Origin of the sequence: Streptomyces sp. SID12501, from assembly GCF_010550245.1 — a bacterium.
Lineage (GTDB): Bacteria > Actinomycetota > Actinomycetes > Streptomycetales > Streptomycetaceae > Streptomyces.
In genome coordinates this window covers 1-14667 of the sequence record NZ_JAAGLU010000079.1, presented here as the reverse complement: position 1 = coordinate 14667, position 14667 = coordinate 1, and the positions used below count along the sequence as shown (strand labels likewise).

Genomic DNA, 14667 nt, shown 5'->3' with positions numbered 1-14667 from the left:
CGCCCGGTCCTCCCGCTGGTCGTCCGCGCGCTCCTCCAGCCGCCCGGCCCGCTCCCGCGCCTCGGCGAACCGGCGCTGCAGCCGTGCCGCCTCTCGTACGTCGGCCAGCGCGCCGTCGGTCGCGGCCTGCGCGGACTCGGCGGCGGCGCGGGCGCAGTGAGCGATGGTGAGCAGCTCCCGCGCGGTGCAGCGGGCGACTGCGGCGGCGCCCATGATGGCCTCGGCCAGCCCCGGTTCACCCGGCGTGAGGCCGGGCAGCTCCATGGCGTCACCGGCGGCCTGTTGCATGCGGTGGGCGTCGGCCAGCAACGCCGTGTCCCCGTCGCGCACTTCGGCTTCGGCGGCGCGACGGCGATCCGAGAGGCGCTTCTCCACCTCGGCGAAGCGATGGGTGTCGAAGAGGCGGCCGAGCAGCTTGCCGCGGGCCTCGGCGTCGGCGCGCAGGAAGCGGGCGAAGTCGCCCTGGGGCAACAGCACGACCTGGCAGAACTGCTCGCGGCTCATCCCGAGCAGCTGGGTGACCTCCTCGCCGATCTCCTGGTGGGAGCGGCTGAGATCCTTCCAGGCACCGGCCGAGGCGTCGTACTCGCGCAGCCAGCTCTGGGCCTTGTCCAGTGTCGTGCCCGCGCCGCGCTTCTTGGGCCGCTCCCAGGGCGGCTGCCGGGTGAGCTCCAACCGGCGTCCGGCGACGGTGAGTTCGAGAGTGACCTCGGTGCGGGTGCCGGGCTCGGCGTGGTCGCTGCGCAGTGAGCCGCCCTGGCGGGCGCCGGGCACCGAGCCGTACAGCGCGTAACAGACGGCGTCCAGGACGGAGGTCTTGCCCGCGCCCGTCGGTCCGTGCAGAAGGAAGAGTCCGGCGGCGGACAGCTCACCGAAGTCGACCTGCTGGGCGCCACCGAAGGGGCCGAAGGCCGTGATGTCCAGCCTGTGCAGTCTCATCGGGCGCCCTCCGTGTCCGTACTCCCGTGAGCGCGTCGCCTCACCGGGCCACCTCCCGTACCGTCTCGTCGGCCCGCACCGCGTCGAACGCGTCCCGCAGGACGCCCCGCTCATGCTCGTCCGCTCCCGCACCCCGCACATGCAGGACGAAGTCCTCCGCGATCTCCTGGTCGCCGCGCCCCGCCAGGCGCCGTGCGTACGTCACGTCCGGGTCCCCCGGTGGCCGCTCCGGATCGAAGGTGAGGCTGAGGGTGTGCGGAAACCGTTCCGTGAGCCGGGCCATGGGGTCGGCGGGCCGCACCGCGTCGGTGAGCGTGGCCTCGACCCACGCGTCCTCGTGGCGGGCGAGGTCCGGATCGACAAGGAGTTCCTCCAGCGCCCCCCGGATACGGGCGAGCGCGCGCGGCACCGGGCAGTCGACGCGCTCCGCGGTGACCGAGCCGTCGCCCGCCAGGTCGACCAGCCACATGCTCTTGCGGTGATCGGCCTCCGAGAAGGAGTACGGCAGCGGAGAGCCCGAGTAGCGCACGCGCCCGGTGATGGTCTGGCAGCCGTGCAGATGGCCCAGCGCCACATAGTCGACGCCGTCGAACACCCCGGAGGGCACGGAGGCGACCCCCCCGACGGTGATGTCCCGCTCGCTGTCGCTGGCCTCGCCGCCGGTGACGAAGGCATGGGCGAGGACGACGGAACGGGTGCCCTCCGCGCGCGTGGCGAGATCGGCGCGGACCCGGTCCATGGCGGCGGCGAGGACGCTCTCGTGGCCGGCCTTCCCGACCCCGAACTCGTCCTTCACCAGCGCCGGTTCGAGATAGGGCAGCCCGTAGAGGGCGACGTCACCGAACGTGTCACGGAGGACCACCGGCGTCCCGATGGCCGACGGGTCGGTGCGCAGATGGATGCCGGCGCGGTCGATGAGCCCGGCGCCGACGCCGAGGCGGCGGGCCGAGTCGTGGTTGCCGGAGATCATCACCGTCGGCACACCGAGGCCGGCGAGCCGGTGCAGGGCGTCGTCGAAGAGCTCGACGGCGGCCAGCGGGGGCACCGCCCGGTCGTACACATCACCCGACACGACCACCGCGTCGACCTCGCGCTCACGCGCGACGGTGACGAGATGGCCGATGAACCCGGCCTGCGCCCCGAGCATGTTCACCCGGTGGAAGGAGCGGCCGAGATGCCAGTCGGACGTGTGCAGCAGTCTCATGATCCCCGAAACTAACAGCCGGGTCTGACATCACGGGTGGTTACTCCCGTATCGGCCCGATGTGCGGCCCCCGAGGGCATCGCGGCGCTCACGCGTCCCCGTGCGCCTCTCCGTACGCCTCTCCCCCGAGTGTGAACCCGGCCGTCCCCGCCGTCGCGTCCGCAAGCCATGCCCGGAAGGCGTCCACCTCGGCGTCCGGCAGCCCGATCTCGATCGTGACGGCTTCCCCGTAGCGCACATCGCGCACCTCGCGCCCGGTGGACCGCAGGTCGTTCTGGACCTTGCCGGCCCGCTGGTGGTCGACGGTCACCGTGGCCAGCCGGAAGCGGCGGCGGGTGCGGGTGCCGAGTACGTCGAGGGCTTCGCCGACCGCACCCCCGTACGCCCGGATGAGGCCGCCGGCGCCCAGTTTGACGCCGCCGTAGTAGCGGGTGACGACGGCGACGACGTACCGCATGTCGCGGCGCAGCAGCATCTGGAGCATGGGGACTCCGGCGGTGCCGCCCGGTTCGCCGTCGTCGCTCGCCCGCTGGACGGAGGCGTCGGCGCCGATGACGTACGCGAAGCAGTTGTGGGTGGCGTCGGCGTGCTCCTTGCGGACGGCGGCGACGAACTCCTGGGCCTCCTGTTCGGTGGCCGCGGGGGCGAGGGCGCACAGGAAGCGGGAGCGGTTGACCTCGGTCTCGTGCACGCCCGCGTGGGTCACTGTGCGGTACTCGTCCGGCATCCGGCCACCCTATGCGCAGCAGGACGCCCCGCCTGAGGCGCGGGTGCCGCCGTGCCGGCCAGGTGGAGAGGGCCGAGCCCGCCGGACCCGGGCCCGCCGCCACCGTGCCCCAGGTGGCGGGTCATGTGCTTGACCGGCGTCGACCGCTTCAGTGGGTTCTCGTCCCGCGCGGCACGATCAGGTCCGTGAGCAGGGCCGTGCCGGGCGCGAGGTCGTGCCAGCCGTCACCGTGCCAGGCCAGGACGGCGATCGCGGAGGTCGGGAACTTCGTCCGTACGGTGTCCAGCGCGTCGTCGAGCGCGTCCCCGGCCAGTTCCAGCACCAGTTCCTCCAGGCCGGGGTTGTGCCCGACCAGCAGCAACGTCCCGACGGCGGGCGGGACTTCGCGTACGACGGCCAGCAGCTCCGGTACGTCGGCCCCGTACAGCCTCGGATCGTGCCGGACCGGCGGCGGGGTTCCCCACTCGGCCGCCGCCAACTCCCACGTACGGCGGGCTCGTTCGGCGGTGGAGCACAGGGTGAGGTCGGGCAGGCAGTCGGCGTCCGCGAGTGCGCGTCCGGCGGCGGGGGCGTCACGCAGACCACGCGGCCCGAGAGGACGGTCGTGGTCGTCGACGCCCATCGGCCAGGCCGACTTGGCGTGCCGCAGGACGACCAGACGGCGCAGCGGGCCCGTGCCGGGGCGGTCGGTCACGTCAACGACCCGATCTCGCGGGTGAGTTCGAGGCCGAGGATGCGGTCGGCGTAGGCGTACGTCTCGAAGCGGGCCCCGTCCGGCAGTCCGTCGAGGGTCTCGACGCGGCGCAGGACGTCCAGTACGGCGGGCAGATTCAGGTCGTCCTCCCAGGCGGCGCGCAGCTCCTGGCGTACTCCCTCGGGCACCGGACGGGACGGCTGCGCCGCCCAGACGGCGACCGACCGGCGCCAGTGCGCGAGTGCGCTCCCCGCGTCGGCCAGGGCGTCCGGGGTCAGGTGGACGGGCTCGGAGCGGAGGTGGGCGAGCAGGGCCAGGCGGAGGGTGGCGGGGTCGATGTCTCCGGGGGCGCCCACGGCGTCGGCGGAGTCGACCGGGGCGACATCGAGCCGGATGCCGCCCGTCGCCTCGTCACCCCGGCTCACCACATGGATCAGCTGGGCCCCCGCGAACTCCGGTCCGACATCGCGCCGGTCCTCGAAGGGCCGGACGCCGAGAGCCGCGGCGCTCGCCCGGAGTTCGGCCACCTGTTCCTCGGCGGCGAGTACGGCCCACACGGGGGTGCCGCCGATCTCCAGGGCGCGGGCGAGGACATCGGCGATCAGGAGGACACGGAGGGTGGTGGTGCCGAAGCCTGGCGCATGCGCCTCGACACGGGTCAGGGCCCGGCGGGCCGGGGCGGCGACTACGGACTCGTCGGTTCGGGCGTCGTAGATGCGGAGCACGGTGCCGAGCGTAACGCTCCGCCGGATCTGGGGTTCGTTCTGGCTCGGGTCGGTGGAGTTCGCGCGCTGTTTCTCGTGGGTCCTTCGCAGGCGGTTCATTCGGCTCTCGGCCGGTGAGGGCTGGTCGCACCCGGCGGCGGCGCAAATCGACACAGCCCCGCGCCCCTGTCGTGGCGCCGTTGTCCCGGTGAGCGGGACGGAGATCGGCCGTACGACGGCTTTACGCGCAGCTTATTGATTGTACCGACCGTTAGGTCTACTTTACGCGGCAGGCGCACCGGAGTCGCAAACGGGCACGCGCCGCATCTCCCCTTCCCCCTCTCCGCTCACCCCTTGGAAGGCCGCCCATGACCCAGACACAGACCGCCGTCCCGCAGGAAGGCGAAAGACCCCCCTCCACCAGGCGCAACGTGCTCGTCGTCGTCGCGCTCGTGTGGACCGTCCAGTTGGTCGCGCTCATGGCCGCGTTGTCCGGCATCGCGCAGGCCGAGGTCGCGATCCACTTCCGGACGACCGAGATCGCCTGGTTCACCCTGATGACGCTCCTGACCGGGACCTTCTTCCTGCCCTTCGCGGTCAAGGCCGCGGCTCTCTTCGGCAAGAAGAAGGTTCTGCTCGTCGCCACGGGACTGGGCTTCGTCGGTGACCTGGTCGCCGCCCTCGCGACCGACTACCGCACCCTGCTGATCGGGCGCGGCATCGCGGGCATCTACGCGGCCACCGCGCCGCTGGCCTACGCGATCACCCGCGACGTGTTCCCCCGCCGCTGGGTCGGACTCGCCAGCGGCATCCTCGCCGGCGGTGTCGGCCTCGTCGCCTTCGGCGGGCCGTTCCTGTCCGGCTGGCTCCTGGACGACTACGGCTTCCGCGGCGTGCTGTGGTTCATGGCCATCAGCACCGCGGTGAGCTTCGCGCTGGTGGCGGCCTTCGTGCCCGAGAGCCCGATCCGCGCGGCGGGCGGCCGGATGGACTGGCTCGGCGGCATCCTCCTCGGCGGCGGGATCACGGCCCTCGTCTACGCCGTCGGCCAGGGCTCGCACTGGGGCTGGGACAGCGGCAGGTTCGCCGGCTGGGTCGCGGGGGCACTGATCGCGCTGATCGCCTTCGTCATCGTCGAACGCCGTGTCGCCGAGCCGCTGTTCCCGCCGTCCATGACCCGGCGTCGCTCGGTGTGGACCGTCCTGCTGGCCACATCCATCGCGGCCGGCTCACTCAGCGCCGTCGGCGTCGTGATCCAGATGCTGATACTGATGCCGAACATCCCCAACGTCTCCGAAGGCCTGGGCTGGTCCGGTACCCACAACGCCATCGTCACCAGCCCCATCAGCTTCATGATCATCGTGGCGGCGGTCAGCACCGGCTTCCTCGCCCGCCGGATGGACGCGCGGATCCTTCTGGGCGTCGGTTCCGCGCTCACCGTCCTCGGCTACGGCATCGGCACCCAACTGCACCACAGCGCTCCCCAGATCGTCGGGATGGGCATCATCGCGGGGACCGGCACGGGCATGGTCATGGCCATCGCGCCCATCATGATCATCGAGGTGGTCACCCCCGAGGAACAGGCGCTGGCCAACGGGGCCCAGACCCTCGGTCAGGGCGTCGCGCAGATCATCGTGTCCCAGCTGGCCTTCGTGGTGATGGCACAGCACGGGGCGATCATGCAGGGCACCCAGTTCTATCTCGACGAGGGCTTCACCAACGGGCTCTGGCTCGTCGTGGGTTGCTGCGCCGTGGGCACACTGCTCGTCTCCCTGATCCCCAGGAGCAAGCGCCTCGACGAGGTCCAGGCCGGCCAGGCGGCCGTCTGACCACTCGGCCGACGGCACACGGTTACGCGGGTTGGGTCCGCCGCTTCGGTGAAGCGGCGGACCCAACCCGCGTTGCGCTGTGCCTCACCGCACGACGCGGTGAGAAGCGCTGCGCCTGTCAGGGGCGAGGCCCGCAGCGCGAGAGGGCGGGCCGGTTCCTCCGCGAGAGGCCCGAAGGCACCGGCAGACCAGCCGTCACCGCATCCCGGACAGCACAGCACAGCACTGGGCCCGATCCACCGACGTCCCCCTCGACGGAGCGTCGAGGGGGACGTCGGTGGATCGGGCCCACGGTGTCACCGGCTTGCCGCCGCGTGCCTGCGGGGCAGCGGGACGGCCTTCGCTCTATCCGAACTGGTGCTTGAGGAAGGAGCCGGACCACGCCATCAGGTCGGACGGCACGTAGTAGTCCTTCTCGTCGTTGATGCTGTCCCAGTTCGCCGCGACGTCCTCGACCGTCGCCGGACCGTCCTGGTGGACGTATCCCTCGGTCGAGGCGATGAAGAGGCGCGCGAAGCGGCCGGCGCCGGCCGTGTAGATCTCCCCGTTGACCGGGCAACTCTCGTGAGCGAGGTACGCCACCATCGGCGCCACCGCGGCCGACGGCATGTGCGGCATACCGGGGACGGGCTGCGCGTCGTCCGGCTGCTCGCCCCCGCCCATGCGGGTCATCGCCGCCGGCGCGATCAGGTTGACCTTGATGTTGTGCGGCTCGCCGGACAGGCGGGCGCTGCGGGCCAGGCCGACCGTGCCCGCCTTCGCCGCCGCGTACGACAGGTTGTTGTCGAGTCCGAACATGCCGCTGGAGGTGGTCAGTACTGCCCGTCCGTACCCCTGCTCGACGAAGTGCGGCCAGGCGGCCCGCAGCGTGTTGAACGAACCGACGAGGTGTACGGCGAGATGGCGCTCCAGGTTCTCCGCCTCGATCTCGGGCAGCCCGGCGTACCGGATGATCCCGGCGTTGTTGACGAGGACGTCGATACGGCCGAAGTCCTCGACCGCGCGGTTGATGATCGCCTCGGCACCGGACCGCGTGGACACGTCGTTGGTGTCGGCGACGGCCGTGCCGCCCGCGGCGGTGATCTCCTCGACGACGGTCTGCGCGGGGCCGATGTCCGCGCCGTCGCCCTCGATCGACCCGCCGAGGTCGTTGACGACGACCTTCGCGCCCCGCTCCGCCAGCAGACGGGCGTAGGCCCGGCCGAGGCCGCGGCCCGCGCCGGTGACGACGGCGACGCGTCCTTCGAAGCTGAACTCGCTCATAGGTGACTCCTGTTGTGCTGCGGTGGTGGGACGGGGCGCCGCCCGACGGGTACTACCAGGTGACGGGCAACTCGCTGATACCGAAGGCGAGCGCGTCGGCCGGACGGAAGTCGAGCTCGTCACGGTCGACGGCGAGGCGCAGGGTCGGGACACGGCGGTAGAGCGTGCCGTAGACCACCTGGAGCTCGATACGGGCGAGCTGCTGGCCGAGGCACTGGTGGATGCCCCAGCCGAAGGCGACATGGTGGCTCGCCTTGCGGGTGAGGTCCAGCTTCTCCGGCTCGGGGAAGGCCTCCGGATCCCAGTTCCCGGCGGGCAGCGCGGCGATGATGCCGTCGCCCGCCTTGATCTCGACCCCCTCGAACTCGAAGTCCTCGGCGGCGATCCGGCGCTGCCCGAGCTGCGGAACGGTCACATAGCGCAGGATCTCCTCGACCGCGTTCGCGACGGCCTTGGTGTCGTCGATCTCGCGCAGGTTCGCCAGCTGGTCGGGGTTGTCCAGCAGCAGCGCGGTACCCAGGGTGATCATGCTGGAGCTGGTCTCGTGACCGGCGATCAGCAGGATCATGGACAGCATGACGGCCTCGGGAAGGGTGAGGTCACCGTCCTTGATCCGCTCGGCGAAGTCCGAGAGCACGTCCTCGGCCGGCTCCTCCATCTTCTTCTGGAGCAGGTTGGCCAGGTAGCCGCCCAGCGCCGCGTTCGCCGCGTTCTGTTGCTCGACCGTCTTGTCGCTCCTGGTGGCCCATTGGGCGTGTTCCTGGAAGAAGTCGTGGTCCGCGTACGGCACTCCGAGCAGCGCGCAGATCATCAGCGAGGGCAGCGGCAGCGACAACGCGGTCACCAGGTTCGCCGGCTTCGGGCCCGCGAGCATCTGGTCGACGAGCTCGTCGGTGAACTCCTGGATCTTCGGCCGCAGCGCCTCCATCCGAGCGCGCGTGAACGGGCGGGTCATCATGCGGCGGATGCGCGTGTGGTCGGCGCCGTCCGCGTTGAAGATCGTCAGCGGGTAGTGGGGGGCGTTCTCCGCCATAACGGGGTTCGGATACGGGAACCCGGGCTGCTTGTCGTCCGAGCTGACCCTGGGGTCCGACAGGATCGCGCGCTGCGCGGCATGGCCGGTGACCAGCCACGGGGTGCTGCCGTCCCAGATGCGGGCCCGGGTCACCGGAGCCTTCTCGTGCAGGGCACGCAGTCCGGGCGGCGGGGCGAAGGGGCACTTGGCGTCCCGGTCGTCCTGATAGAAGTATGCCTGCTCGTCGGGGGCGAGCGGGGTCTCTGCATCAGCCATGGATTCTCCTCAAGTGGTGGGGGCGGGACACGCACGCGGAACCCGGGGGCTCTGCGTGCGTCTGTCGCCCGGTCTATTCCTCGATGCGGATGGCGAGTGCCGGGCAGATGGCGGCGGCGTTGCGCACGTCCTCGGCCAGTTCGGCGGGCGGGTTCTCGTCCAGGAGGACGACGATGCCGTCCTCGTCACGCTGGTCGAACACGTCCATGGCGGCGTTCACGCACTGCCCGGCGGCGACGCACTTCTCCTCGTCGACGACAACCTTCATGACATCTCTCCTGGTCAGTTCAGTGAGTAGGGGCGGGGACAGGGGCAGGGGTGGAAGCGGGGGCGGGGGCGGGCTCGGTGGGGGTCTGGAGCGCGTCCACGACCTCCTGTCTGCGCAGGCGGGTCTGCTTGGGCATGTTCCAGCCCAGAACCCCCGTGACCCGGCCCCCGACGCAATACCGGGCGACGAACCGCCGGGCCGCCAACTCGCCCTCCACAACGTCCACTTCGGCATCCGCGGGCAGGAATCCGTGCACCTGGAGCTTGGCGTCGAACTGATCCGTCCAGAAATACGGCACCGGCGCGTACGGCTCGTCCCCGCCGAGGATCACCCCGGCGACGGCCATCGCCTGCTCCGTCGCGTTGGTCCGGTTCTCCAGGCGAATCGACCGGTCCAGGCCCTCGTGGTGCCAGCGGGCCACATCACCGACCGCGTAGATCCCCTCGGCCGCCCGGCACCGCGCGTCACACACCACGCCGTTGTCGAGCTCCAGTCCACTGTCTGCCAGCCACTGCGTCGCCGGAACCGCTCCGATCGCGACCACGACCACATCGGCCGCCAGCACCTCCTCCGAGGCCAGCCGCACCCCCGTGGCCCGGCCGCCGTCGCCCACCAGCCCGACGACGCCCTCACCCAGCCGCAGACTCACCCCGCGCTCGGTGTGCAGGTCGGCGAGCACTCCCGACACCACCAGGCCCACCTGCAACGCCATCGGTGCCGCCAACGGCCCCGCCAACGTCACTTCCAGACCCAGCGTCCGCGCGGTCGCCGCGATCTCCGACCCGAGCACGCCCTCGCCGACGACCACCAGCCGCCGGCCGGCCACCAGCTCGCCGCGCAGCGCCAGCGCGTCGTCGAGTGAACGCAGCACATACACCCCGGCCAGGTCGTCCTGCCCGGGAAACCTCCGCGCCCGCACACCCGTGGCGATCACCACGGCATCGGCGGCGACCTCACGCCCGGACGCCGTACGCACCGCCCGCGACTCGGCGTCCAGGGCGACAGCGGTCTCCCCGAGCAGGAACTCGGCATCCAGCGCCGACAGTTGCTCTTGCGCCCGCAAGGCGGCCCGGTCCGGCTCCCAGGCGCCGGAGAGCACCTGCTTCGACAGCGGCGGGCGGTCGTACGGAGCATGCGGCTCGTCCCCAAGCACCGTCACGCCACCCGCGAACCCCTTGCGCCGCAACGCCTCCACCGTGGACAACCCGGCCGCGGAGGCGCCCACCACCAGGACGCGGGCCGTCATGCGGTCACCCCACGGGGGCCGTTTCTGACGTCGTCGATGCTCATGCGTGCTCCATTGCAGCTGTGGCTCGATGCTTCGCTGAAAATTATACCTGCCGGTCGGTACAATCAACCCTGCATGGAGGATCGGTCGCCAAGCGACACACTCCGCCCGGGCCGCTCACGCCAGATAACGCCCGCCGTTCGCGCTGAGCGTCTGGCCGGTCACATAGCTCGCCTCTTCGGAGGCCAGATAGGCCACCGCGTAGGCGATGTCCTCCGGGGTGCCGGCCCGCTTCATCGGCATCATGGCGGCGACCGCGTCGACATCGACAGGGCCCTGGCGCACCAGCGGGGTGTCGATGAACCCGGGCGGTACGTGGTTCACGGTGATCCCCTTCTCGATGTACTCGACGGCCAGCGCGCGGGTGAGGCCGATGACACCGCCCTTGGAGGCCACGTAGTGGGCCATGGAGGGCGCGCCGGTCTGCGCGGACGACGAGGAGATGTTGATGATCCGCCCCCAGCCCGCCTCGACCATGTCCGGCACCAACTCCTTGGTGACCAGGAACGGGCCCTTGAGGTTGATCCCGATCATGCGGTCCCAGGACGCCTCACTGATGCTCGCGAAGGGCTCATAGGCGGTCGTTCCGGCGTTGTTGACCAGGATCGCGACCGGACCGAGCTCCTCCCGGGTGCGGGCCGCCGAAGCCGCCACCGCCTCGGCGTCGGCCGCGTCACCGCCCACCGCGATCGCCGTGCCGCCCTCCTTGACGATCAGGGCGACGGTTTCCTCGGCGCCCTCGGTGTTCAGGTCCCAGACGGCGACAGCGGCACCCTTGGCCGCGAGTACGGTCGCGATTCCCCGGCCGATGCCACGGGCGCCGCCGGTGACGACCGCGACCTTTCCCTGCAGTGTCATACGTACTCCTCGTGTGATGTGGGGTGCCGACGGCTCACGCCCGGTCGGCGGCGACGCATGGGGCAACGCATCGGGTGGAACAGGGGCGGAACAGGGGTTCCGTCAGCCCTCCAGGGCCTCGCGGGCCGCCGTGCGGGCGGCCACGGCCCGGGGGAAGCCGGTGTAGCCACTGGAGTGGTAGATGACCTCGGCGATCTCGTCCTCGGTCAGTCCGTTCGTCCTGGCGATACGGACATGGGTCTTCAGCTCGGTCTCGGCGCCGAGGGCGATGAGGATCCCCAGCGTCACCAGGCTGCGGTCGCGCGGAGCCAGTCCCTCCCGGGCCCACAGCCCACCCCAGACGCCGAGCAGACCGATGTCGACGAGGTCCTCGCCGAGGCGGCCGTCCCGCAGATCGATGTCGCCCTCGGGGAACACGCCCGGGAGGGCGGCGCGCATGGCCTTCCAGCCGGCGGCGCGCAGATCGGCGGTCTCTTCGACACCCTTGTCGCTCATACCTGTACTCCCGTTGTGCGGTTTCACGTCCTTCAGCGAAAGTTAGATCAGACGGTCGGTACAATCAATGACCCAGCCGAGATTCACATCCATTGCCCGCACCCGCCCTCTCATCTACTCTCACTGAATATTCGACCGAGCGGTCGACATATGAATCAAGGCTCACGCGGGAGAGCACATGAGCGACACGACGAATACGGGCCCGGACCAGGGCAGCGCGAGCAACACGGTCGGCACAGGCAGCCCAGGCAGCCCAGGCAGCCCAGTCGACGTGCTGGTCATCGGCGCCGGTGTCACCGGCATCTACCAGCTGTACCGGGCCCGGGAGGCCGGGTTCTCGGTGAAGCTGCTGGAGGCGGGGACCGGGGTGGGCGGCACCTGGTACTGGAACCGCTATCCCGAGGCGCGCTTCGACTCCGAGAGCTACACCTACGGCTACCTCTTCTCCAAGGAGCTGTGGGAGGAGTGGGAGTGGTCGGAGAAGTTCGCGGGCCAGCCGGAGATCGAGCGGTACTTCAACCACGTCGTCGACCGGTTCGACCTGCGCCGCGACATCTCCTTCGGCGTGAAGGTGACCGCGGCCGTCTTCGACGAGCCGTCCGGGATCTGGACCGTGCGGGGCAGTGACGGCACGGAGGTCCGGGCCCGTTTCGTCGTCGCGGCGACCGGCAACCTCTCGGTGCCGTTCATCCCCGCCATCCCCGGACGCGAGGACTTCCGCGGCGCGCAGCACCACACCAGCCGCTGGCCGAAGACCCCCATCGACTTCACCGGCAAGCGGGTGGCCCAGATCGGCACCGGCTCGAGCGGGGTGCAGATCATCTCCGCGATCGCGGACGACGTGGAGCGGCTGACCGTCTTCCAGAAGGACGCCGACTGGCTCACGCCGCTCAACAACGGGCCGATCACGCCCGAGGAGCAGGCGGAGCTGAAGGCGAACTTCGAGTCCATCAGCGAGACGCTGAACACCTCGCCGAGCGGGTTCCTCCACCAGATCGTCATGCGTTCCGGTCTCGAAGACAGCCCGGAGGACCGCCAGGCGTTCTTCGAGGAGCGGTGGAACGGCCCCGGCTTCACCAAGCTGACCGAGCACTACTACGACATGCTCTCGAACGAGACCGTGAACGCGGAGTGGTGCGCGTTCATGGCCGACAAGATCCGCAGCATCGTCAAGGACCCGGAGACGGCGGAGAAGCTGATCCCCAAGGCCCACGGCTACGGCGGGCGGCGGCCTCCCTTCGGGACCGGCTACTTCGAGACGTACAACAAGCCGAACGTCTCCCTCGTCGACATCAACGAGACTCCGATCACCCGCATCACCGAGGACGGGATCGAAACCGCCGCGGGTGTCGAGGAGTTCGACATCATCATCTGGGCGACCGGCTACGACTTCGGCACCGGCGCGCTCAACCGGCTCGGCGTGCAGGGGCGTCAGGGCCTCCCGCTGAAGGAGTACTGGTCGGACGGCCCGCGCACCTACCTCGGGGTCGCGACGGCCGGCTTCCCGAACTTCTTCTTCCCCGGCGGGCCGCACGGCGCGACGGGCAACAACCCGCGGTACGCCGGCGACCAGGTGGAGATCGTCACCGACGCGATCATCCACGCGCGCGACCACGGCCACGACGTCATCGAGGTGACCGAGGCTGCCGAGGAGGAGTGGACGGACAGTGTGAACAACAGCACGATGTCCTCCTTCCTGGAGAGCAGCTACTTCTCCGGGGGCAACATCCCCGGCAAGCCGATCAAGCAGCTGCTGAACCCGAGCGGACGCTGGAAGCTCCAGGAGCTGATCCGCGAGGCGGTCCAGAACGACTTCCCCGCCCTCGCCTTCTCCAAGGCGACGGAGCGCAAGAGCGAGGCCTGAGCCTGAGCACGCGGAAAGCCGATGCTCGTGCCGCCCGACGGACCGGGCGGCACGAGCATCGGCTTTCCATGACGCGGCGATGTGCTGATGCGTCGATACGTCGGCTCGTTACGGCAGGAAGGTCGTGACCCTCCGCTGGAACTTCCACGCGCCCTCGTGGTGGCGCAACGTGTCGTCGTAGCGGCCGACGAGCTGCACCGCCCAGCCCGACTCACCGCGCTGGAAGAACGCCAGGTTGCTGACCGCCGTGGCCTCCTCCTCGGTGTACGAGGTGACCACCGTGTTGGCCACCATGTGCAGCTGCGGCTGGGTCGGCGCGAAGGCCCCGAAGCCCTCGCGGATCGCGTCCCGGCCCTCGAAGGTCGCGATACCTGCGATCTCGGCGACACCGTCGGGCACGAACAGCTCGGCGAGGTCGGCGGGGCGGTTGGTGTCCAGCGCCTGCGCGTAGGCGGCGATGGCGGTGTGCACGCCGACGGTGACCGACGCCTCGGCGTCGGCGGAAGTGGTGCTCATCTCTCTCCAAGGTCGAGTCGAATGGGGGGACACGCGGTCAGACCTGGTACGTCGTCTTCCTGCGCCGGAGCAGCCAGGTGCCGTCGACCCGGGTCAGCTCGTCCTCGTAGTGGCCGACGACCTGGACCGCCCAGCCCGACTCGCCGCGCTGGAGGAAGGCGACATCACTCGTGGCCGTCGCCTCGTCGTCGGCGGCGGAGGTGACGACCGTGTTGGTGACCAGGTGCAGCTGCGGCTTCTCCGGCGCCCAGCCCTTGAAGGCCGCGCGGAGGGCGTCATGCCCCTGAAGGGGGTCCGTGCCCGGCAGTTCCAGGACCCCGTCGGGCGTGTACAGCGCGACGATCTCGTCGGTGCGTCCGGCGTCCTGGGCCTGGGTGTGCGTCCCGATCACGGAACGGACGCCGGCAGCCACCCACGCCTGTGTGGATTCGCTCATCATCTCCCCAACAGTCGATGTTTCGACCACTGAGTCTATTGCTGAACGAGCGGCAATAAAAAGAGCTGCGACGACCCAGTTCCAGTTGTTGACCGATCGGTATAATCTAAATAACATGCCAACGACCGTCGACGAGGACCGTCACGCGAGGAGGCGTTAGTCATGACGAAGCGTTGGAAGCAGCGTCCGCCGGGCTCGACCTGGGGCGACTGGGGCGAGGACGACGAGCTGGGCCGGATCAACCTGCTCACCCGGGAGAAGGTCCTCCAAGGTGTGCGCGAGGTCGAGCAC

15 protein-coding genes are annotated in these 14667 nt (G+C 70.4%); 2 read left to right on the top strand and 13 right to left on the bottom strand.

The features are described from left to right. The 5 genes from G3I71_RS44060 to G3I71_RS44040 form a co-directional block, all read right to left on the bottom strand. The coding region (locus G3I71_RS44060; RefSeq protein WP_164324368.1) for an AAA family ATPase at window positions 1–939 on the bottom strand (939 nt) is incomplete at its 3' end. A gap of 40 nt (window positions 940–979) precedes the next feature. Next, window positions 980–2143, bottom strand: a complete 1164-nt coding sequence (locus tag G3I71_RS44055) for an exonuclease SbcCD subunit D (protein ID WP_164324365.1) — start codon at window positions 2141–2143, stop codon at window positions 980–982. An 88-nt stretch (window positions 2144–2231) separates the two neighbouring features. After that, the gene (locus tag G3I71_RS44050) at window positions 2232–2870 is read right to left on the bottom strand and encodes a YigZ family protein (protein WP_164324361.1); all 639 of its coding nucleotides are present in this window, start codon (window positions 2868–2870) and stop codon (window positions 2232–2234) included. 148 nt (window positions 2871–3018) lie between these two features. Continuing rightward, a complete protein-coding gene (locus tag G3I71_RS44045; protein WP_164324357.1) occupies window positions 3019–3564 on the bottom strand; it encodes a histidine phosphatase family protein in 546 nt (181 codons plus the stop codon). Then, a complete protein-coding gene (locus G3I71_RS44040; RefSeq protein ID WP_164324354.1) occupies window positions 3561–4289 on the bottom strand; it encodes a hypothetical protein in 729 nt (242 codons plus the stop codon). Before G3I71_RS44040 ends, G3I71_RS44045 begins: the two co-directional genes overlap by 4 nt. A gap of 347 nt (window positions 4290–4636) precedes the next feature. Here G3I71_RS44040 and G3I71_RS44035 point away from each other — a divergent pair, with 347 nt between their 5' ends. Next, complete coding sequence (locus tag G3I71_RS44035; protein WP_203732958.1) at window positions 4637–6097, top strand: MFS transporter; 1461 nt, start codon at window positions 4637–4639, stop codon at window positions 6095–6097. 345 nt (window positions 6098–6442) lie between these two features. On the opposite strand, the gene G3I71_RS44030 is transcribed toward G3I71_RS44035, so the two are convergent. From G3I71_RS44030 to G3I71_RS44005, 6 genes are all read right to left on the bottom strand, one after another. After that, the gene (locus G3I71_RS44030; protein WP_164324352.1) at window positions 6443–7360 is read right to left on the bottom strand and encodes an SDR family NAD(P)-dependent oxidoreductase; all 918 of its coding nucleotides are present in this window, start codon (window positions 7358–7360) and stop codon (window positions 6443–6445) included. A gap of 52 nt (window positions 7361–7412) precedes the next feature. Then, a complete protein-coding gene (locus G3I71_RS44025; protein ID WP_164324350.1) occupies window positions 7413–8651 on the bottom strand; it encodes a cytochrome P450 in 1239 nt (412 codons plus the stop codon). 73 nt (window positions 8652–8724) lie between these two features. Then, a complete protein-coding gene (locus G3I71_RS44020; RefSeq protein ID WP_164324347.1) occupies window positions 8725–8919 on the bottom strand; it encodes a ferredoxin in 195 nt (64 codons plus the stop codon). Window positions 8920–8938: 19 nt separating this feature from the next. Continuing rightward, window positions 8939–10165, bottom strand: coding sequence for an NAD(P)/FAD-dependent oxidoreductase (locus G3I71_RS44015; RefSeq protein ID WP_164324344.1), 1227 nt, complete (start codon window positions 10163–10165; stop codon window positions 8939–8941). A 159-nt stretch (window positions 10166–10324) separates the two neighbouring features. Beyond that, window positions 10325–11065: an SDR family NAD(P)-dependent oxidoreductase gene (locus G3I71_RS44010; protein WP_164324340.1), complete on the bottom strand. Its 741-nt coding sequence runs from the start codon at window positions 11063–11065 to the stop codon at window positions 10325–10327. 102 nt (window positions 11066–11167) lie between these two features. Beyond that, a complete protein-coding gene (locus tag G3I71_RS44005) occupies window positions 11168–11560 on the bottom strand; it encodes a carboxymuconolactone decarboxylase family protein (RefSeq protein ID WP_164324338.1) in 393 nt (130 codons plus the stop codon). A 178-nt stretch (window positions 11561–11738) separates the two neighbouring features. Between G3I71_RS44005 and G3I71_RS44000 the strand changes: the two genes are divergently transcribed. Then, a complete protein-coding gene (locus G3I71_RS44000) occupies window positions 11739–13424 on the top strand; it encodes an NAD(P)/FAD-dependent oxidoreductase (RefSeq protein ID WP_203732956.1) in 1686 nt (561 codons plus the stop codon). 108 nt (window positions 13425–13532) lie between these two features. On the opposite strand, the gene G3I71_RS43995 is transcribed toward G3I71_RS44000, so the two are convergent. Continuing rightward, complete coding sequence (locus G3I71_RS43995) at window positions 13533–13940, bottom strand: nuclear transport factor 2 family protein (protein WP_164324335.1); 408 nt, start codon at window positions 13938–13940, stop codon at window positions 13533–13535. Between the two features lie 37 nt (window positions 13941–13977). After that, the gene (locus G3I71_RS43990; RefSeq protein ID WP_239149727.1) at window positions 13978–14379 is read right to left on the bottom strand and encodes a nuclear transport factor 2 family protein; all 402 of its coding nucleotides are present in this window, start codon (window positions 14377–14379) and stop codon (window positions 13978–13980) included. Between the last annotated feature and the right edge of the window lie 288 nt (window positions 14380–14667).